This is a genomic window from Maricaulis sp. CAU 1757, assembly GCF_054482675.1.
On the sequence record NZ_JBTLRI010000005.1, the window covers coordinates 140,327 to 161,298 of the forward strand.

The window sequence follows — 20,972 nt, forward strand, 5'->3', positions numbered from 1 at the left end:
AGGCCGGAAACACTGATCCCAGCATCATTACTTCCGAGGGGAGGACGTCCATGTCCCGCAACACGATTTTCGCTGCCCTGGCGGCTGCAACCGCCCTGGTCGCACCGGCCGCCGCCCAGCAGCATGCGCCGCCGGCGGAGGTGCTGGCGGTGCATGATCATGTGGCCGCGGTCTCGGCGGACCGTATCGCATCCGACATCGAGCGGCTGGCCAATTTCGGCACGCGGCACACCCTCTCGGAGACCGAATCGGACACGCGCGGCATCGGCGCGGCGCGGCGCTGGATATTCGACGAGTTCGAGCGCATCTCGGCGGAGTGCGGCGGCTGCCTGGAGGTGATCTACGTCTCCGACACCATCGAGGGCGAGCGGCGTATTCCCGAGCCGACCGAGGTGGTCTCGGTGCTGGCCATCCAGCGCGGCACGCTGGACCCGGAGCGGATGGTCATGATGTCCGGCGATATTGACAGCCGGGTCACCGACCCACTGGACGGAACCTCCGACAGTCCGGGCGCCAATGACAATGCCTCGGGTATGGCCGGGGTGATCGAGGCGGCGCGGGTGCTGAGCCAGCACGAGTTTGCCGGCACCATTGTCTATGCCGGCCTCAGCGGCGAGGAGCAGGGCCTGTTCGGCGGCCAGATCGTGGCGCAGCATGCACTGGACGAGGGTTGGCGCATCAAGGCGGTGCTCAACAATGACATGATCGGCAATATCGCCGGCATCAATGGCGTCACCGACAACACCACGGCGCGTGTCTTCTCCGAGGGCACGCGGGCAGTCGAGACGCCGGAAGAGGCGCGCGCGCGGCGCTTCACCGGCGGCGAGGTCGACAGTCCGTCGCGCAACCTGGCCCGCTTTGTCGACCGGACGGCCGACCAGTACATCCCCAATCTCGACGTCATGATGGTCTACCGTCTCGACCGCTTCGGCCGCGGCGGTCATCACCGCCCGTTCAATGCCGTCGGTATTCCCGGCGTGCGCATCATGGAGACCAACGAACATTACGACCGCCAGCACCAGGACCTGCGGACCGAGGACGGGCGGGTCTATGGCGACACGCTGGACGGGGTGGATTTCGCGCACGCGGCCAAGCTGACGGCGCTCAATGTCGCCGTGCTGGCGCAGCTGGCCGGCGCGCCGCCGTTTCCGGCCGATGTCGAGATCGAGGGCGCGGTGGAGCCGTCAACGACGCTGCGCTGGACGATGGCCACCGGCGAGGCGGCGCAGAACCTGGCCGGCTACCGCGTGCACTGGCGCCTGACCGACCAGCCGCAATGGCAGTGGTCGCGCTTTGTCGGGATGACGGACGAGTGGACGCTCGAGAATGTGGTGATCGACAATTACTATTTCGGGGTGTCGGCGGTGGCGACGGACGGCAGCGAGACGGTGGTGGTGTTTCCGGGGGCTGCGGGGCGGTTTTGAGGGGTAGTTTAGTGGGCGCTGCGCGCCGCCCCTCATCCCCCTACGGGGACTTGCTCCCCAGTCGGGGAGAAGGGGTGACGTGACCCGCGCCAGGCGCAGAGTGGGGCATTATCTCTTGTCGGCCAGCGGGCCTCAAGGGGATGTCCAAGTCAAGGGCGGCGCAGCCGCCGCTTCGCGGTTGCACCCTTGAGTTGGACATCCCCTTGAGGCGATCTCTCGGCAAGAGATGAATGGGCCGGTGCGGGCGCATGGCTGCCCCGGTTTTTTCCACAGCGATATTCGGGCGGATGCCCGAACTGACTGGGCTGCTTGGCGTCAGCTGACCAGGGCTTGGCAGCTGGCGGCGCTGGTATCCGGATCCGTGTCGACCAGTTCGAGATGATCGGCGTCGTGCAGGCGGAGCTGGGTCTGGAAATAGTATTCACCCGTGGGCTGGCCGCCGCGGAACCAGTCGATGCGGACCTGGCGGGCCGAGCCGTAGACGAGGATGCGGCGTCCGGGCAGGAAGGCCACCGGGTCGGCGCCGAGACGGCGTTGCAGTTCGGCGCGTACGGGCAGGGGCAGCTCGACATTGAGCGAGGCGCGGCTGCGGTAGTCGGCCGCCGAGTTGAGGTAGCCGGTCGCTCCCTCCGTGCCGCTGGCGCAGACGTGCATGACGATCCATTGCGGGGCCAGTGGTCGGTGAGGCTGGGCGATCGAGTGCTCGATCGCCTCGGCCGCCCGCATGGCCGGCGCAGGATCGGCCTGACTGGTTGCGGCAGCCGTGGCGGCCAGCAGGACAAGGGCAAGGAGGGTGCGCATTCAGGAGGACCGGCGGTCAGCCCTGCGGCCCCTCCGGCGGCACGCTGCGACCTGACGCCTGCGCCTTCAGCAAATCGCGGATCTCCGTCAGCAGCTGTTCCTGCTTGGGCGGCGTCGACGGTTCGGCGGGGGAGTTTTCCTTGTCTTCGGACATCTTCTTGAGGCCGCGGATGACCAGGAAGAGGGCGAAGGCCATGATCAGGAAGGAGATCACGGCGTTGATGAAGAGGCCGTAATTGATCGTCGCGGCGCCGGCTTCCTGGGCGGCGGCGAGGCTGTCGTATTCACCGTCTCCGAGGACGATGTAGAGCTCGGTGAAGTCGACGCCGGCGAGGGCAAGGCCGATGGGCGGCATGATGATGTCGTCGACCAGGGATTTGACGATGGTCGAGAAGGCGCCGCCGAGGATGAAGCCGATCGCGAGATCGACGACATTGCCGCGCATGGCGAAATCCTTGAAGTCCTTGAGCATGGTGGTGTCCCCCTGTGTGTCTTGCCCTGAATGAGCGCGCTTCCAATCAAACGCCTGAATAGGCCGGGAGTTCATGGGTTTCGGGTACCGCGGCGCAGCGCAGGGAAAACCATTCATTCCTTGCCTGCGATGGGGCCCGAAGGGGGTCGCCACGTCAAGGGCGCCGCAGGCGCCGCTTCGCGGTCGGGACCCTTGACGTGGCGACCCCCTTCGGGCGGGCTGGCTGGCATGGAAAGTATGGCGGGGTGGGCGCCGGGGGCGCCGGCTCCCTACTGGCAATGAGAGGGGCGCCACGGACAATAGCCGGGCGCCCTGTCTGCATGATTCGGAGCGTAAGGCTCAGTCCGCGTCGCGGGCCACGATGGTGTAGGTGACGGTGATGCCGGTGGCGGCGTTGACGCCGTCCCAGCTGTCGCCGAGTTCGGCATCTTCGCGCATGGGCACGCAGCCGGCCTCGCCGGTCGAGCGGACGACGCAGATCTCGCCGTCGACGACCTCCCAGGTGCCGGAAATGCCGATACTGGTGGTGTAGGTGCCGTCGGTCTCGAAATAGGTCGTGTAGCTGCCGGCCGGACCGGAGATTTCCAGCGCGTTCTCGGTCAGGACGTCGGTCGAGACCTGGGCCAGGATGAAGGCAGCCAGTGTGGTGATGATCATGATGGTGTCCCCCTTGTACGCAAGGAGCCTAGACGCGGCATGTCGGGGTGGCCAAGCGAAATCGGCGCATCAGCCGCCGCAATCGCCACCGAGGCTGGCGATCCAGTCACGGATCAGGGCGATGCCGGCCTCGTCGCGCACGGCACGGCCGAGCTCGGGCATCATGGCGCCGGGATCATTGGTCTCCATGCGGTAGAGCAGGATGGAGTGGTCGGGTTGGCCGGGGGCGATGGCGTAGCGGCGGCCTCCCGTGCCGCCACCGGCCGCGATGGGCAGCTTGCAGAAGCCCAGCTGGGCGCCGTGCGGCGTCTCCGGACCGAGGTGGAGGCCGGAGGTGTCGGCGGGGCCGACCGGATTGTGGCAATGGGCGCAATTGATGTCGAGATAGGCGCGGGCGCGCGCCTCGAGCGGCTCGGCCGGGTCGCGGTCGTTGGCGCTGGCAAGCGTGGCCTCCGGGCCGGGCCAGCGGTCGAGCCAGCCCGCCTCGACCAGGGCGGCGAGCTGGTTGCGGTCGCCATGCGGTTCGTGGCGGTTGAGGTGGCGCGCCGCCGGGCCGATCGGCTGGATGGCGCGCGTCGTGTTGTCGGTGGCGTGGCAGCCGGCGCACTGGTTGGCATTGGGCACGGCGTAGGCAAAATCGAGCGTGGCGTTGGCAGCGGTGGTGCCGGTAAGACGGAGCAGGGCGCCGGCGCGCTGCAGCGTGGCCTCGGTCTGGGCCTCGTTCCAGATATAGGGCAGGGCGTCCCAGCCGCTCTCCCGGTGGACCAGGACGCGGGTCTCGATCAGGCGGGCCCGGGTCAGGTCGAGGCCGTTATGGCTGGCGCCACTGCCGGCGTCCAGGTCGAGCACCAGATCGCCGCCGGCAGTCTCGGGATACCAGAAGGTCTTGGTGATGACCGTGCCGACCGGCAGGTCGAGGACCGCTCCCTCGCGCCAGCCGATCTGTTCGCCCGGCGGGATCCACAGCGTGCGCAGCTTGTGAGCGTAATCGGAGAAGAGGGCGGCGTTGAGATCGTAGGGCATGACGCCGTCGGCCGGGCGCAGGCGGTCGCCCTCGAGCCGCAGCATGCCCCAGTCACCCAGGCTCTGCGGCCGTCCCTCGGCGATGAAGGTCGGTGTGCCGGCGATGGGCGCGGGGGACGTGGTCCCGGAGTGCGGCGCGGCTGCGGGTGAGGCCGGTGCATCACAGGCGACCAGCAGCGTGGTCGCGATCAGGGCGAGACAGGCCGTTCGTGTCATCGCGCCGGATCGAGCTCGACAGCGGGCAGCGGGTCGAGGCTGCAGCGGTGCTGATCGGTGGTGATGGCCGGATCGGCATAGCCGTTCGGTCCGTCGGCATTGACCAGCTCGGCCTCGCCATTGTCGAGGCAGATGACCGGCGGATCGCCGGCCGAGCGTTGCGGATTGGCATAGCCGTCCCAGAGCACGTCCGGCAGGCGGCCGAGCGGGCCGGCGACCAGGAGTTTGAGCCCCTGAAGGTCGAGCCCGTCCGGGTTGTTGCCGCCACCGGAAAAGGCGTTGCCGTGGATGTGGATGCCTTCCGGATAGGGGTCGAAATCGTCCTGCGCGGCGTAGTCGGCATAGCCGGTCGAGTGCAGCGAGGAGATGATGATGTTGGCGGTCTTGTTGTCGGCAATCTCGTTGTTGAAGATCTCAACGTCATCGTTTGAATTGATGACAATCCCCGAACCGGCCGGGATCGAGGCGACCGGCGTGCCCTCATGGCCGAAATTGCGCGTGTTGTTGCCGGTCACGACATTGTTGTAGACGCGCGTGGTGTGCCCGGGCTGGGGCAGGTTGGGCATGTTGAAGACGAGAATGCCGCCGGTGTTCGCGGTGGCGATGTTGCCGTACACGTCGGCGCCAATCGTGTTCTCGATCTCGATGCCGGCGACATTGCGCTCGGCGCGGTTGTTGCGGACCACGACATTGCGCGACTGGCCGACATAGATGCCGGCATCGGCGGCGGCAATGGCGATGGAGTTCTCGATCAGGACATTGGTGGTCTGGACGGGGTAGATGCCGTAAGCGCCGTTTCCGGTGTCCGGGCCATTGGTCCACTCGACGCGGATGCCGCGGATGATGATGTTGGTGCCTTCATTGACCTTGAGCCCGTCGCCGATCGGGTCCTCGATGGCAAGGTCCTCGATGGTGAAATCCGAGGCGGTAACCAGCAGGCCCTCGGCGCCCTGGACCTGGCCGGCGAAGGACAGGATGGTCTCGTCGGCCCCGGCACCGCGCAGGGTGACGCCGTCCACGGTGAGGCTGAGCGAGCGGTCGAAGGCGTAGCGGCCGGCGGGAATCTCGATGACGTCACCCGGCCGGGCGTCGATGAGCTGTTCGATGAGAACGAGCTGGTAGTCGGTGTCGAAGGCCGGGGCGCTGGCGCGCTCGCCGCAAGCGGTGAGGGCGAGGGTGAGGGTCACGCCGAGCGCGGCGGTGCCGTGACGTCCCGTGAGCAGGTGATGCATTGTCCAGTCTCCCCGAATCCGTTCCGGCCGCGCGGCCGACGGCCAAAGTGAACAATGTTCAGACAGGTTTGGGAAGGGGCGGATCGGCGGATTGAAGCCAGGCGCCGTGCGCAGCTTCCACCCAGAGCCGCGCCGGCTTGCAGGAGATCAATGGCGACCCGGGCGCGTTGTTGCGTCCAGGTCGCCTCGAGCGAAGAAGGCAAAGCCCGTTCGCTTTCGACAGGCTGGCGGCGCGGTCCTTGCGGCCGGGTGCGCCTAGCCCGTCTGCTTGAAACGTTCGGCCGCCTCGCGGGCAGCGATGTCCTTGTGGCTCACCGGTTCGCCGCTTTCATTGGCGACGGTGACCGGGGCGAGCTCCTCGCCGGTGCGGGCGTCGATCAGTTCGATCGGGCGGTCATCCTCGCCATAGACCCATTTGTCGCCCCATTGCTGCATTGCCATGAGGATGGGGAAGAGGGCTTCACCGCGCTCGGTCAGGACGTATTCCTGGCGCTGGCCGCGCACGCCGACTTCCTCGCGTGTCATGATGCCGTTGTCGACCAGCTTTTTCAGACGGTCGGTCAGGATGTTCTTGGCGATGCCGGTGCTCTCATGGAAGTCGGAAAAGCGGCGCGCGCCCTTCATGGCGTCGCGTACCAGCAGGAGCGTCCACCAGTCGCCGACCTGGTTCAAGGTCTGCGCGATGGCACACGGCATTTCGTCAAATCGTTTCCGGCCCATAATGTACCCCAAGTTGTGCCCACCGCGCCCAAGCGATGGTGATCAATTCCAATGCATGACAAGCTACCGAAATGAGGTCATCGACCGGAGACCCGGATGGGTCAACGACCGTGAGTAGCTTGATGTCCCCGCAAAATCCTCGCGGGCAAAAGATACAGATTTTTGTTCTCTTGGCGAGGGTTTTAGTTGAAATGAAACGCGTTCGCAAACCGCCGAAACGCCTTGCTGCGGCAGGGTTGGGTTCAATAAGCAACTGATTAAGCGAATTTTTTATGAGTGATTATGAGCTCGATGCGGCACTGGTCATAGTCGATGACCAAACGCGGTTGATTCTCGCCGCGGTGCTGATGGGGATGATGTTTACCGTCGCCCTGTCGCTTCGATTGGCCGATTTCCGCCGGGTGGCGGCGCAGCCGGGCCGGGTGGTGGGCGGCTTGTCATTGCAGATTCTCGGCCTGCCATTGCTGACGCTTGCTCTGATCTGGTTGCTGCAGCCGCCGGCCAGCCTGGCCCTCGGCATGATCGTGGTGGCCGCCTGCCCGGGCGGCAATGTGTCCAATCTGATGACCCAGTTCAGCCGGGGCAATGCGGCCTATTCGGTATCGCTGACCACGGTGTCGAGCGTGTCGGCCGCCCTGGTGACACCGGTCTCCATCCTCGCCTTCGCCTCACTCTACCCGCCGACCTCCGAGCTGGTCGGGCAGCTCGACATCGGGGCGGCGCCCTTCCTGATCCAGACCGCGACCCTGCTCGGGCTGCCGCTGGTGGCGGGGATGGCGCTGGCGTCCTGGCGACCGGGTCTGGCGGCGCGGCTGCGCGCCGTGCTGGCGCCCCTGGCGATGCTGGGCATCGCCGCTCTGGTGGCCATTGGCATGGTGCAGAACTGGGGCCTGATCCTGGCCGCGGGCACGCTGGTGGCGCCGCTGGTCCTGCTGCACAATTCGTCGGCATTCGCGCTCGGTTATGCCGGTGGCTGGGCGTTGCGGCTGGACCGGGCGCGGCGCCGGGCGCTGACCTTTGAAGTCGGGATCCAGAATGCCGGGCTGGGCCTGCTCATCCTGCTGAACCAGTTCGACGGCATCGGCGGTGCGGCGGCCTTGGTCGGGCTGTGGAGTATCTGGCACCTGGTAGCCGGATCGCTGCTGACCGGCTTGTTCCGGCGACTCGATCACCGCACACTTGGCCGGCATGCGAGGACGAGGAGGGCGACAGGTGCATGATCTGGTGATCCGCGGCGGGATGATTATAGACGGGACCGGTGCACCGGCGCGCCGGGCCGACATCGCGGTCCGTGACGGGCGCATCGCGGCGATCGGCACGGATCTAGGCGACGCCCGGGAGACACTCGACGCGGCGGACTGCGTTGTCACACCGGGATTCATCGACATCCATACCCATTACGACGGCCAGGCGACCTGGGACGATATGCTGCGGCCGTCGGTGGACCATGGTGTGACCACCGCCGTCATGGGCAACTGCGGCGTCGGCTTTGCGCCGGTGCGGGCGCATGATCATGACCGGCTGATCAAGTTGATGGAGGGGGTGGAGGACATTCCCGGTACCGCGCTGCACGAGGGGCTGAGCTGGAACTGGGAAAGCTTTCCGGACTATCTCGACGCGCTCGAGGCGCAGGCGCGCACCATTGACGTGGCGGCCATGGTGCCGCACGACCCGCTGCGCGTTTTCGTGATGGGCGACCGCGCAGTGCATTCCGAGCCGGCCAATGACCACGATATTGCCGAAATGCGGCGGCTGACCCGCGAGGCGCTGGAGGCCGGGGCCGTGGGCTTCGCCACCGGGCGATCCGACGTGCACAAGACCGCGGATGGTGACTGGACGCCGTCCTCCGAGGCGACACGGGCGGAGCTGACAGGAATCGCCGGCGCGTTTGACGGGCTGGCGCATGGCGTGGTCCAGGCCGTGTCCGACTTCAACCTGGAGCGCGGCGAGCAGGATTTCGACGAGGAATGGTCGATCATTGCCGACATGGCCCGGGCTTCGGGCCGACCGTTCTCGTTTTCGCTGATGCAGCGCGATTTTGCCCCGGACCAGTGGCGCAAGCTGATCGGGTTGAGCGAGGGGCTGAAGGCGGAGGGCGTCGATGCCCGGCTTCAGGTGGCGCCGCGGGCGATCGGCGTGTTCCTGGGCTTCAACTGCACCTTCCATCCCTTCATGGGGTATCCCAGCTACAAGGCGATCGCCGACCTGCCGCTCGACGAGCGCGTGGCCCGCATGAAGGAGCCAGACTTCAAGGCCCGGATCCTGTCGGAGACCACGGACAAGCTTTCGGGGCCCGGCTCATCGGTGCCGCCGCTGGCGGACCTGTTGATGGAGCACATCGACATGGTGGCGGAGAAATTCTTCCAGCTCGGCGATCCGCCGGACTACGAGCAACCGCCCGAGCGGTCGCTGGCGGCGCGGGCCCGGGCGCGCGGCGTGCCGCTGATGGAAATGGTCTATGACACCATGCTCGAGCGCGACGGCCACGAGCTGATCTACCTGCCGCTCTACAATTACACCGAGCTCAACTACGACAATGTGCTGACCATGCTGCGCCATCCCCAGGCGCTGTACGGGCTGAGCGATGGCGGTGCGCATGTCGGCACGGTGTGTGACGCCTCCATGCCGACCTACATGCTGACCCACTGGACGCGCGACCGGCAGCGCGGGGAGCGCCTCGACCTGCCGACCGTGGTCAACATGCTGACTGGACGCCAGGCCGACTATATGGGCATGCGCGATCGCGGCTATCTGCGGGAAGGCCTGCGGGCCGACATCAACATCATCGACATGGACCGGCTGCAGTCGGAGCCGCCGCACATGCAGCGCGACCTGCCGGCCGGCGGCCAGCGCCTGCTGCAGGGCGCGCGCGGCTATGTGGCGACGCTGGTGAAGGGCGAGGTGGTGATGCGCGAAGGCCAGCTCACGGGGGCCCGGCCGGGGCGACTGTATCGCGGGGGCTCGGCGCAGGCGGCTGAATAGGACACCATGCTCCGCGGCGACTGGGCCGACGGGGATCGAATGCCGCGCCTGACCGTTGCAGGCACAGCGCTTCATTAAACCGGAAAGGCCGACATGCTGCTTCTGAGTGCCTATCTCGCCCTCGCCCTCGTGGTGTCCTTCTTCTGTTCGATTTCCGAGGCCGTACTGCTTTCGGTGCGGCCGGCCTACATCCAGTCCCTGCGCAAGAAGCAGGGGCGCGGGGCAGAAACGCTGACCAAGCTTCAGGCCAATCTGGACCGCCCGCTGGCGGCCATCCTGACCCTCAACACGATTGCCCACACGGTCGGCGCGGCCGGCGTGGGGGCCCAGGCTGCCGTGGTCTTCGGCAGCGAGTCGGTCGGCCTGACCTCGGCTATCCTGACCTTCCTGATCCTGGTGCTGTCGGAGATCATCCCGAAGACGCTGGGCGCCGTGCACTGGCAGGCGCTGGCGCCGGTGATGGCGCCGATCATCCATGGCCTGACGCGGCTCATGGGGCCCTTCGTCTGGTTTTCCGAGAAGCTGACGCGGCTGATCGCCCGGTCCGGCGAGAGCGCCTTCACCTTCAGCCGCGACGAAATGCGCGCGATGGCCGAGATCGGGGCCGAGGAAGGGGTGATCGACAACCAGGAAATGGTCGTGGTCACAAATCTGATGCGCCTGCACCGGCTGACCGTGCGCGACATCATGACCCCGGCGCCGGTGATGTTCACAGTGTCGGATCAGCTGACGGTGGCGGAGTTCTTCGAACAGTTCGCCGACAAGCCGTTTTCCCGCATCCCGCTGCGCGGCCGGACGATGCAGGACCTCAATGGCTATGTCTTGAAGTCGGACCTTCTCCTGGCCCAGGCGCGCGATGAGTTCGATCGCAAGATCAGTGATTTCCGCCGTGATGTGCAGGCGTTGCGCGATAACATGAGCGCGTCCGTCGTGTTCGACAACCTGACCCGCTCGCGGGGCCACCTGGCGCTGGTCATTGACGAATTCGGCACGGTGCAGGGCCTGGTCACCATGGAAGACGTGGTGGAGACCCTGCTGGGCCTGGAGATCATCGACGAGGGCGACACGGTCGAGGACATGCAGGCCCTGGCGCGCTCAAAGTGGAAGTCCCGGATGGAGGCGCTGGGCCTGCATCCGGATTCGGTGCAGCCCGAGCTGGAGACGGATGGCACCGAGCCGCAGCCGGCCGGCCGGACCGGGGCGCCTTCGTCCTAGGGATCGATCGAATAGCTGCGAAATATGGCGGCGCTGTCATGGACGCGACCGCCCTGGATAACGGCCGCAATCCGCCCGAGCGCCTGGATGTCTCGCGTCGGGTCGCCGTTGACGAGAAGGATGTCCGCCATCTTGCCCACTTCCAGCGTGCCGAAATCGGCCTCCATGCCCATGGCCTCCGCAGCGCCGAGCGTGGCTACGCGGATGACTTCGGCGGGTGCCAGGCCCGCCTCGACATGGGCGGCCATCTCTTCGCGCAGCAGGCCCCAGGCGTAGGGCTGGTCGGTACCGATCAGGATCGGCACGCCGGCCTCGTGCAGCTCGGCGGTCAGGTCGAACAGATTTGCGGCGATCTGCCGGGCTGCGGTTTGAGAAAAGGGATTGTGCGGGACCGGACAGCTCTGGCAGAGCGTGCGCCCGCGCATGACATGGGCGACCGGTTCGGGGACCCGGTCGATGGTGGCGGATAGAAAGCCCGGCGGTGATTCGAAGTCGGCGAACAACATCAGCGTCGTGTCGACCGTGACGCCGTGCTCGAGCAGCGCGTCGCGCAGTCGGATGCGGTCCGGATGCCCCCGCTGCAGCGAAGCGAGGTGGACAAAATAGCTGGTCCAGTCCTCGCCGGCCGCGATCAGGTCGGCGTTCGAGCGGTCCGGGTCGAGCAGGTAGTAGAGGTGCTGCAACTCGTCATAGCCGGCCTCCATGGCGGCCACTGGGGACATTTCGAAAGGCACGTGGCCGCTGAGGCGGAGGCCGTGGGCGCGCGTTTCCTCGACGAGGGCGGGTACCAGGGCGGGCGGAAAGTCATTGTAGGTCTTGATCTGGCGGAAACCGAGCCCGGCGTAATGGCGCACGGCGGCGCGCAGCCCGGTCTCGTCGGCGACCAGGGTGCCGACGCCGTCATCCTCGCCCCCGGCGCCGTCGATCAGTCCGGCGCCGATGATGCGCGGACCGATTACCTCGCCATCGGCGACAGCGTCGCGCAGGCGCACAAGGAGCCCGGTTTCCGGACTGAGATCACGGATGGTCGTGACCCCGGATGCGAGGAATAGCGGCAATTCCTCGGCTGGACGGCTGGCGCGGGGGATCGTCACATGGCCATGCATGTCCCAGAGACCCGGCATGGCGACCCGGCCGGCACCGTCGATGATTGTCGCGCCTTCGGGGGGCTCCAGGGTGGAGGCCGGCCCGATCTCGACAATCCGCTCGCCTTCGATCAGCAGGCTCATGCCGGCCTGCAGCGCGCCGGTCCGGGTGTCCAGCAGGCGGATGTTGCGGACCAGGAGCTGCGATGGAGCCGAAGGCGGCACGAGCGTGGCCGAGCGGTCGCGCAGGAAGGCCATGCTGTCCTCGGTCATCGCGGCTCGCAGGGCCGGGAAGTGCGCTTCCCAGCCGGACCGGATCATCCATTCGGCCGCGAATGTGTCCGAATTGCCGTCCAGCCAGACATGGGTCGGAGACAGGCGCAGCCCGTCAATGGCGAACAGCCGAACGGTGATGCCCCGGGGATCCTGACCGTCGGAGAGGGTGTGCGTTGCGACGAGACGCAGGCGCGCCTCGCCCCCGGGCAGCAGCGTGATGGGAGCGCCGTCATTGTGCAGGAGAGCCCGCACGAGAATTCCCGGGTCATGAGCGGGGTAGGCGGGGACATAATAGGTCGGCCCGTCGACTTCACGGTCCGCGCGGGCGAGCGGCGTGCCCCAGCTCACCCTTGACCCCGAGCGACGGTAGAATTCGCGCCAATCCAGGCCCGGCGCGAGGCTGCCCTCAATGTCGATGTCCAGCGGCAGTCCATCCTCGCCCAGCACTAAGCGTTCTTCGCGGGTCCAGGCGAAGCGCCCAGATCGCATTCGGTAAACCAGTGACCCGTCCGCGGCCTCGCAGGCGACCCGGTCGCCGCGGCGGGTGCCGGAGGTCAGTTCGGAGAAGCGGGCGGTTTCAACGGTGTCCGGCGGGCAGGACAGGGCATCATCCGCTGCCGCCATACCGGCCCCGATCGCAAGCCCCAGCCCGAGCGCAAGAATGTTCGGCCACATCGAAGAATTCCCCCTCAGTCCGCCACACTAAGCGATGAGGCCGGAGCAGGGGAAGGTTTCTGTGGGCAGGCGGCGCGTTTCGCCGTGCTGGCGGGGGCGGCGCTAGCGCACGTAGCTCGCGCCGTTGATGTCGATGCAGGCACCGGAGGCGCTCTGGCAGGCGCCGGAGGCGAGGAAGGCGCACATGGCGGCGATTTCCTCGGGCTCGGCGATGCGGCCGATGGGGATCTCGGAAGCGGCGGCGGCCTTGTTGGCGTCGCCTTCCGGTCCCATGCGGGTATTGATCCAGCCGGGCGCCAGCGCGTAGGCGTGGATGTTGCTGCGGCCCCATTGACGGGCAATGGTCTTGGTCAGGGCCAGCACGGCGCCCTTCGAGGCGGCATAGGCCATGTGCCGGGCATCCTCGCCGCGATAGCCGGCGCGGCTGGCGATATTGATGAAAGCACCGCCGCCCGAGGCGGTCATTTCGGGGATCGCGGCGCGGCAGATGTCGGCCATGGCCATGACATTGACCTGCAGGGTGAGGGCCCATTCGGACTCCCATTCCAGGTCCGGCATTTCGATCGGCGTAGCGTTGTGGATGCCGGCATTGTTGATGACAACGTCGATCCGGCCGGACGCCAGGTGCAGGGCTTTCTCGAACAGGTCGCGACCGGCACCGGGCCGGGACAGATCGGCCTCGATGGCACCGAGGGCGGCCGGACCGATCTCCCGCACCGCCTGGTCGGCAGCGGCCATATTGGCATTGCCGTGCAGGATAACATCGCATCCCTGTTCGGCGAACAGGCGCGCGGCGGCAAGGCCGACACCGTGACTGGAACCGGTGATCAGGGCGCGCTTGCCCGCGAGTGGCTTGGACATGAAGGGCCTATTTCATCTGCTTTTTGGCGACCGCTTCGTAGAACTTCCCGTAAGGCGGGGCAAGCCAGCGCGACGGGTGCCATTTGCCGGTCTTGAACACCGAGCGCTCGTGACTGAAGGTCGCGAAGCCGGCCTCGCCATGGTAGGCGCCCTGGCCGGATGCGCCGATGCCCCCGAAGGGCAGGTCGGGCACCGAGACATGCAGGACATTGGTATTGATGCCGACGCCGCCGGACAGGGTATTGTCGAGCACGCGCTCGATCTCGGCCTTGTCTGTCGAGTAGATGTAGAGGGCGAGCGGGTGGTCGCGCTCGGCGACAAAATCGCTGGCGGCACCCATCTCGGTATAGCCGAGAATGGGCAGGACCGGACCGAAGATCTCTTCCTTCATCAGGGCGCTGTCGAGTGGCGGGTCGACGACCACGGTCGGGGGCAGCTTGCGCGCCGCCTGGGCGGCCTGCCGGTCATGGTCGGGCTGCAGGATGGTGGCACCGGCATCGCGGGCTTCCTCGATCAGCCCCTTGAGACGATCATAGTGCTTGTCGGAGATGATCGCGCTGTAGGCGTCGTCGGTGGACGCATCGGGGAACTGCTTCTGGGCGACCCCGAGAATGGCTTCGGCCATGGGGTATTCCTGGCCCTTGGGCACCATCACGTAGTCCGGCGCGACGCAGGTCTGCCCGGCATTGAAGAACTTGCCCCAGGTGATGGATTCCGCAGCGGTTTCGAGCGGGTAGTCGGGTGCCACAATGGCCGGGGACTTGCCGCCGAGCTCAAGCGTCACCGGGACCAGATTGTCGGCCGCGGCGAGGGCCACCAGGCGGCCGACATGGGTCGACCCGGTGTAGAAGAGGTGATCGAACCTGAGCTTGGAAAAGGCCTCGCCGACGGCCGGGCCGCCGGTGATCACGCACACCTGGTCCTCCTCAAAGGCCTGGGCCAGGAGCCGCTTCATCAGCTCTGCCGTGGCCGGGGTCAGCTCGGACGGCTTGATCATGGCCCGGCAGCCGGCGGCGAGGGCGGCGATCAGGGGCGCCATGGCGAGCTGGAAGGGATAGTTCCACGGCGAGATGATGCCGGCCACGCCCTTCGGCTCGCGGCGCACATAGGCCTTGCCGGGCATCAGGGTGAGCGGCAGGCCGACGCGCCGGTCGCGGGCCCAGCGGCCCAGCATCTTGCGATTGTGGTCGGCGTCCTGGATGACGAAGGCAATCTCGCCGATGACGCTCTCCGGCTTGGCTCGGACACCGAAGTCCGAATTGATCGCGGCGGCGATTTCGTCCGCATTGTCGCGGGTCAGCGCGGCGATGCGCTCAAGGTCGCCACGACGCTTGTCGAGCGGACGTCGGGGTTCGGCCCGGAACGCGGCCTTCTGCGCCGCCAGCAGGTCCTTCATGCGCTCGATCTGCTTGGCTTCCACTTCGCTCATGGCGCTCTCCTATTGTCCGTTCGGTTATGCATCGGCGTGGTCTTCGGCGATCATCGCCGCGGCCCGGGTGGCGATCATGATGGTCGGGGCATTGGTATTGCCGCCGACCAGGCGCGGCATCGCCGAGGCGTCGATGACACGCAGTGCCTGGATGCCGTGGACCCGGCAGCGCTCGTCGGTGACCGCCATCTCGCCTGATCCCATCGCACAGGTCGAGGTGGGATGATACAGCGTCTCGGCCCGGGCGCGAACATCGTCGGCGAGCTGGGACCGGCTGGTGATGGCCTCGCCGGGATAGCGTTCGGCCTTGCGATCGTGGTCGAAGGCCGGGGCCTTGAGGATGTCGCGCACCTTGGCGAGGCCGTCGGTCATGACGTCCAGGTCGAATTCCTCGGCGAGGTAGTTGGGCTGGATGGCCGGGTGCTCGGCCGGGTCGGTGGATTTGAGCCGGATCTCGCCGCGCGAGCGCGGGTAAAGCTGGCACACATGCAGGGTCACGCCGTGTCCCCAGGCCTTTTCCAGCCCGTGCGGATTGGAGATGGCCGGGATGAAGACGAGCTGCAGGTCGGGCAGGTCCCCGGCATAGGCGGACTTGATGAAGGCGCCGCCCTGGACCGGGTTGACGGTGAACGGCCCGTCCCCGCGCAGGGCCCAGCGGCCGACCATGTACATGTGGCGCGGGATGGAACGCCAGGAATTGCCGATCGAGGAGGCCGAGCGGGTCCACATCTGGGCCGTCACATCGAGATGGTCCTGCAGGTTCTTGCCGACCCCGGCGAGGTCATGTTCGACGGAAACCCCGGCTTCGCGCAGCTCATCGCCCGGGCCGATGCCGGACAGCAGCAGGGTCTGGGGCGAATTGATGGCGCCACCGGAGAGGATGACCTCGCGGGTCGCTGTCAGCGTGAAGATCTCGCCGCCGATATCGACCTCGACGCCGGTGGCGCGCTTGTCCTCGATGATCACCCGGCGCACCAGCGCGCCGGTGCGCACGGCACAGTTCTCGCGCTCGAGGGCCGGGCGCAGGAAGGCGTCGGCGGCGGAACAGCGACGACCATTCTTCTGCGTCACCTGGTAGGGGCCGAAGCCTTCCTGCCTGGGGCCGTTGAAATCCGGATTGTGAGGGTATTGCAGTTCCTCGCCCGCCTTGAGGAAGTCTTTGGTGAGCGGATGCAGCGGCTCGATGTCGGAGACCCAGAGCGGGCCGTCCGTTCCGTGCAGCTCGCTGGGCCCGCGGGTCTGGTGCTCGACCTGCTTGAAGGCGGGCAGGGCAGATTGCCAGTTCCAGCCCGCAGCGCCGTAGGTCCGCTCCCACTCGTCATAGTTTTCGGGAGCGCCACGCATGTAGTGCATGGCGTTGATCGAGGACGATCCGCCCAGGGTCTTGCCCCGCGGCCACAACAGCTTGCGGTCATTGAGCTGGGCCTGCGGCTCGGTCCAGTAGCCCCAGTTGAACTGCTCGCCGGTGACCGCGAACTGCAGCAGCATCGGGGTGCGGATGATCGGCGAATCGTCCGAGCCGCCGGCTTCCAGCACGAGGACACGGGCGGACGGGTCGCGCGACAGCCTTTCCGCCACGGTGCAGCCGGCCGAGCCGGCGCCGCAGATGATGTAGTCCCACTCGGTCTGGTCGATCAGGGCATCGGTCATGACGGCTCTCCCTCGACCGGACCGCCATAATGGGCGGCCAGGGCACGCATGGCGGCAATGCTCTCCGGCAGGCGGGCATCCCAGCCTATATCGGCCGCGGTGCGGGCGATGACGATGTCGCGGCGGGTGTCGACCCAGATGTACTGACCGTAGACGCCGGCCATGAAGTATTCGCCGTCATACCCCTCCGGGACCCAGAAATGCAGGCCGTAGCCGCGGTGGTCATAGCGCCCGTCGGGGCCGGGCTCCTGGAAGTCGGCATTGGGGCGGGTGGCCATGTCGACCCAGCCTTCCGGCAGGATGCGCTCGCCGTTCCAGACCCCGTCCTGCAGGTAGAATTGCCCGAACCGGGCATAGTCCTCCAGGGTGGCGTTGAGGCAGCAATAGCCGATCGCCATGCCGTCATCGCCGCTCACATTCTGATTCCAGGAGGCGGCAGAGGTCATGCCCAGGGGCTGCCAGATCCTGGTTTCGACGATCTCGGCGAGGGGCTGGTTGTAGATGCCGCGCAGCACCGCGGAGAGGACGTGGGTGTTGGCGCTGACATAGTGAAGGTCGGTGCCGGGATCGCGGTCGCGCTCGACCTGGCCGACCAGGCGGTCGATGTCGCGGCCGAAGATGGCGGCGCCGAGGAAGAGGCGGCGGATGTCCGAACCGGGCGCCTCGTAATCCTCCACGAAGTCGACCCCGGCAGACATCATCAGCAGGTGGCGCAACGTGGTCGCGCCATAGGCCGTGCCACCGAGCTGGGGCGCGAACATTTCCGCGGTCTGGTCGAGGCTGGATATGCGGCCCTCCTCGAGGGCGATGGCGATCAGGGTGGCGACGAAGCTCTTGCCGACCGACCATGAGGTGTGACGCGTCGTGGCATCGGCGCCGAGCAGATACTGCTCGTGCACGACGACGCCGTCGCGCATGACGATGAGGCCGGCACTGTCAGATGCAGCCAGCCAGTCGCTGACCCGGCGGGTCTCGCCGTCATGCCGGTAGGTCGGGTCGGCGGGCGCCAGGTCGCGGGGCAGGGGGCGGGTTGATTCGGCGGGAAGAATCGCCCGCGAGGGGAAAACCTCGTCCATGTTCCGAAAGGTTTCCACGAGTCGGTCCGGCGCCGTCGCGGCCTGGATGGCGGCCGGGGAGTAGCTCGACCAAGGCCGGAAATACCAGCCTGCGGCGATCAGTGCCGCGATCCCCGCAAGGGTAACCAACCCTATGATAATACGCTTCATTTTGTAAGTTTCCCCGCCGCCATGAACACTGTTCACCGCACAGCCTATCAGAGAATCCGGGCGGGAAAAGAGGGGGAGCAAACCGATAATTCGATTTTGAAGGTGAGGTATACATGCATCAGGGCGCGGCAGATTTGCCGCTCCGGCAGATAAACCGGCTGACAGCCTGCCCCGGCAGTGCTCAAATGCGCTCACATACGCGGATCGGTTGGCATAATACCGCGTGAGGAGGGGAGAACATCCTATGAAACGTTTCACCAAGGCGGCGGCCATGGGCACGACCGCTCTTGTCGCAGGCCTGTTTGTCGCATCCAGCGCCATGGCCCAGGTCGACGTCATCACGGTCACTGCACAGAAGCGCGAACAGACGCTGCAGGAGACCCCGGTTTCGGTGGCTGCCGTGACCGGCGAGCAGATCGAGCAGTCGCAGATTCGTGACGCGGCTGACCTGCAGACGCTGATTCCGTCGCTCCGGGTCGCCGAGTTCGCGACCTCGACCAATACCGAGTTCAGCCTTCGTGGAATCGGTACGTCGAGCTTCAACGTCGGCCTCGAGCCGTCGGTCGGCATTTTCGTTGACGGCGTCTACCGCCCGCGCTCCGGCTCGGCGATCAATGACCTGGTCTCGATCCAGCGCGTTGAAGTGATCCGCGGTCCGCAATCGACCCTGTTCGGTCGCAACACGCCGGCCGGCGTGGTCTCGATCATCACCCAGGAGCCGGAATACGAGTTCGGCTATGTCGGTGAAGTGACGGTCGGCAATTACGGCCAGCGCCTGGCGCGCGGCTCGATCACGGGCCCGATGAGCGACAATCTGGCCTTCCGCCTGGATGCCGGCATCCACACCAATGACGGTTATGTTGATGCCGTCGACGGGCGCGAGATCAACAATCGTGACCGCCAGACCTATCGCGGCCAGCTGCTGTGGAATCCGGGGGACAACACGGAAGTCCGCATTATCGGCGATTACGGCATCATCGACGAGAATTGCTGTGCGGCCCCGTTCGCCTTTTATGATCCGGTGGATGCGGGCGCCATTGTCGGCCTTGGCGGAACGCTGGTTCCGGCGGCCCCGAATGGCGGCGACCGCATCGCCATTGACGGCGATCTCAATACCGAGCTGACGACGCACGGCATCTCGGCCCAGATCGACCATGACTTCGAGAATTTCACGGTCACCAGCATCACCGCCCTGCGCGGTTATGACGAAGACCAGATCTTCGACGCCGACTTCTCCGATCTCGACCTGGTCAGCCGGCGCCATATCCAGCAGGAGTATTCCAGCTTCACGCAGGAATTCCGTGTCACCTCGACCGGCGCCAATTTCGTCGACTGGATGTTCGGCGGCTTCTATTACGACAACCAGCTGGATTTCCAGAACTCGACGCCTTACGGCGCTGATGCCCGCACCTTCTTTGATGCGGCTTCGGCTCCGGCTGTCGCCAGCCTGGTCTCCGCATTCGGCCTGCCGGCCGGTACGGGCGGCGTGACCCTGTTCGAATTCCTGCTCAACATGAACAATGCCGCCAATGTCGGTGCGACCGGACTGCCGTCCGGGCAGGCCGCGTTGCCGGTGGTTCCGGCCGAGGGCTTCATCCACAGCAGCCATGGCCTGATTTCCGAGCAGTATGACTACGACACCAATGCGTGGTCGGCCTTTGCCCAGCTCGATTTCAACTTCACCGACCGCTTCACCATGACGCTGGGTGGCCGCTATTCGGACGAGGACAAGGAGATGCAGACGCAGATCAACCAGGTTGGTCCGATGTCGTCCTTCGATTTCGCCGATGTCGGCCAGGACCTGCGCCTGGTCACGCCGTCGACCTGTAATCCGCTGTTCTTCCCGGTCATCGGCGGTGACGCCTGCGCCTTCCTGGTGCCGGTCATCCTGCTGCAGCAGGGTGTGACGCAGTATCCGGACGGGTCCCCGGTCAATCCGAGCGCACCGCTGCCGGGCTATCTCGCCAACACGGCGTTCAACCCGCTGATCGCGTTCCGCGATTTCCAGAACTTCCCGCCGGTCAATGCGGGCAATTTCCCGACCGAGCGCAACGACACCAACTTCTCGGGCAACATCATCCTGTCCTATGACGTGTCGGACACGCTGAATGTCTATGGCTCTTACGCCACGGGCTTCAAGCCGGGCGGTTTCAACGTCTCGACCAATGCCGCCTTCACCGGCGTCTTCGAGTTTGAGGAAGAGACCTCGACGTCCTATGAGATCGGTGCCAAGGGCTCCCTGTTCGACAATACGATGGTCTTCGCCATCGCCTATTTCGACATGGAGATCGAGGACTTCCAGTCGAACAACTTCGTCGGCAACGGCTTCGCGCTGGAGAATGCCGGTTCGATCGAGATTTCCGGTATCGAGTTCGAGAGCACCTGGGCCCCGACCGACAATTTCGTCATGACCGGTGGCTTTACCTACCTGATCGACAGCAAGTACGGCGATTACGAGTTCGCTCCGTGTCCGGACCGCTTCGGCGGCGTCGGCGTCTGGAATGCCGGCGACCCGAACTTCGCGCTGTGCGAGATCGGCAATGAGCGCACCAATGATGCCGGTGTGACGGCGCTGTTCAACGACCTGTCCGGTCGTGATCGCGGCAATTCCGAACTGGTCGGCTCGATGACCGCCACCCTGACCACCGGGGCGACGGCCAACACCGAGATCGACTGGCGCGGTGAGGCGACCTACGTGTCGGAATTCAACCACACCACGTCGCAGGATCCGCGGCCGTTCGCGATGCAGGATGATTTCACCCTGTTCAACGCCTCGGTCACCTGGCGGGCCACCGACCACAGCTGGGCATTGCAGGCCTGGACCCGCAATGCCACGGACGAGGACTACACCAAGGGTGGCTTCCCGTCGGTCGGTTATCTGGGCACCAGCTACAACGCCTATCCGGGCGACCCGCAGACCTACGGCCTGACTTTCCGCGTTCGCGGCTAGTAAACGCTGTTCGTTTTCTGCTTAGATGGCGGGCGGAGGCTGAATGTCTCCGCCCGTTGTCGTTTGTGGATCGCAATC

General features: G+C 66.2%; 16 protein-coding genes. 5 read left to right on the forward strand and 11 right to left on the reverse strand.

Annotated features, from left to right (window positions below):
- Positions 1–50: 50 nt before the first annotated feature.
- A complete protein-coding gene (locus ACXYMR_RS13285) occupies positions 51–1,424 on the forward strand; it encodes a M28 family metallopeptidase (RefSeq protein WP_458943379.1) in 1,374 nt (457 codons plus the stop codon).
- Positions 1,425–1,739: 315 nt separating this feature from the next.
- Here the strand turns inward: ACXYMR_RS13285 and ACXYMR_RS13290 are convergent, their stop codons facing one another.
- The 6 genes from ACXYMR_RS13290 to ACXYMR_RS13315 form a co-directional block, all read right to left on the reverse strand.
- Positions 1,740–2,225, reverse strand: coding sequence for a hypothetical protein (locus tag ACXYMR_RS13290; RefSeq protein ID WP_458943380.1), 486 nt, complete (start codon positions 2,223–2,225; stop codon positions 1,740–1,742).
- 16 nt (positions 2,226–2,241) lie between these two features.
- The gene (mscL, locus tag ACXYMR_RS13295) at positions 2,242–2,697 is read right to left on the reverse strand and encodes a large conductance mechanosensitive channel protein MscL (RefSeq protein WP_458943381.1); all 456 of its coding nucleotides are present in this window, start codon (positions 2,695–2,697) and stop codon (positions 2,242–2,244) included.
- Positions 2,698–3,036: 339 nt separating this feature from the next.
- On the reverse strand, positions 3,037–3,354 hold the full coding sequence (locus ACXYMR_RS13300; protein WP_458943382.1) for a hypothetical protein: 318 nt from the start codon (positions 3,352–3,354) through the stop codon (positions 3,037–3,039).
- A gap of 69 nt (positions 3,355–3,423) precedes the next feature.
- Entirely contained in the window at positions 3,424–4,593 is a 1,170-nt protein-coding gene (locus ACXYMR_RS13305) for an SO2930 family diheme c-type cytochrome (RefSeq protein ID WP_458943383.1), read from the reverse strand.
- On the reverse strand, positions 4,590–5,825 hold the full coding sequence (locus ACXYMR_RS13310; protein ID WP_458943384.1) for a parallel beta-helix domain-containing protein: 1,236 nt from the start codon (positions 5,823–5,825) through the stop codon (positions 4,590–4,592). The genes ACXYMR_RS13305 and ACXYMR_RS13310 overlap by 4 nt, the downstream gene beginning before the upstream one ends.
- A gap of 255 nt (positions 5,826–6,080) precedes the next feature.
- Entirely contained in the window at positions 6,081–6,545 is a 465-nt protein-coding gene (locus tag ACXYMR_RS13315; RefSeq protein ID WP_458943385.1) for a winged helix-turn-helix transcriptional regulator, read from the reverse strand.
- A 272-nt stretch (positions 6,546–6,817) separates the two neighbouring features.
- Between ACXYMR_RS13315 and ACXYMR_RS13320 the strand changes: the two genes are divergently transcribed.
- The 3 genes from ACXYMR_RS13320 to ACXYMR_RS13330 all read left to right on the forward strand — a co-directional run bounded on the left by ACXYMR_RS13320 (position 6,818) and on the right by ACXYMR_RS13330 (position 10,742).
- Positions 6,818–7,765, forward strand: a complete 948-nt coding sequence (locus ACXYMR_RS13320; protein WP_458943386.1) for a bile acid:sodium symporter family protein — start codon at positions 6,818–6,820, stop codon at positions 7,763–7,765.
- Entirely contained in the window at positions 7,734–9,527 is a 1,794-nt protein-coding gene (locus tag ACXYMR_RS13325) for an N-acyl-D-amino-acid deacylase family protein (RefSeq protein ID WP_458943387.1), read from the forward strand. The genes ACXYMR_RS13320 and ACXYMR_RS13325 overlap by 32 nt, the downstream gene beginning before the upstream one ends.
- A gap of 93 nt (positions 9,528–9,620) precedes the next feature.
- Positions 9,621–10,742, forward strand: a complete 1,122-nt coding sequence (locus ACXYMR_RS13330; RefSeq protein ID WP_458943388.1) for a hemolysin family protein — start codon at positions 9,621–9,623, stop codon at positions 10,740–10,742.
- Here ACXYMR_RS13330 and ACXYMR_RS13335 read toward each other — a convergent pair.
- From ACXYMR_RS13335 to ACXYMR_RS13355, 5 genes are all read right to left on the reverse strand, one after another.
- A complete protein-coding gene (locus ACXYMR_RS13335; RefSeq protein ID WP_458943389.1) occupies positions 10,739–12,778 on the reverse strand; it encodes an amidohydrolase family protein in 2,040 nt (679 codons plus the stop codon). The two genes, ACXYMR_RS13330 and ACXYMR_RS13335, sit on opposite strands and share 4 nt — an antisense overlap.
- A gap of 102 nt (positions 12,779–12,880) precedes the next feature.
- Positions 12,881–13,639 (reverse strand): SDR family NAD(P)-dependent oxidoreductase, encoded by a 759-nt coding sequence (locus ACXYMR_RS13340; RefSeq protein ID WP_458943390.1) that lies wholly within the window; start codon positions 13,637–13,639, stop codon positions 12,881–12,883.
- 7 nt (positions 13,640–13,646) lie between these two features.
- Positions 13,647–15,068 (reverse strand): coniferyl aldehyde dehydrogenase, encoded by a 1,422-nt coding sequence (locus tag ACXYMR_RS13345; protein WP_458943391.1) that lies wholly within the window; start codon positions 15,066–15,068, stop codon positions 13,647–13,649.
- A gap of 24 nt (positions 15,069–15,092) precedes the next feature.
- Entirely contained in the window at positions 15,093–16,718 is a 1,626-nt protein-coding gene (locus ACXYMR_RS13350; RefSeq protein WP_458943392.1) for a GMC family oxidoreductase, read from the reverse strand.
- Positions 16,715–17,944: a serine hydrolase domain-containing protein gene (locus tag ACXYMR_RS13355; protein ID WP_458943393.1), complete on the reverse strand. Its 1,230-nt coding sequence runs from the start codon at positions 17,942–17,944 to the stop codon at positions 16,715–16,717. Before ACXYMR_RS13355 ends, ACXYMR_RS13350 begins: the two co-directional genes overlap by 4 nt.
- A gap of 244 nt (positions 17,945–18,188) precedes the next feature.
- Here ACXYMR_RS13355 and ACXYMR_RS13360 point away from each other — a divergent pair, with 244 nt between their 5' ends.
- A complete protein-coding gene (locus tag ACXYMR_RS13360) occupies positions 18,189–20,894 on the forward strand; it encodes a TonB-dependent receptor (protein WP_458943394.1) in 2,706 nt (901 codons plus the stop codon).
- Positions 20,895–20,972: the final 78 nt, after the last annotated feature.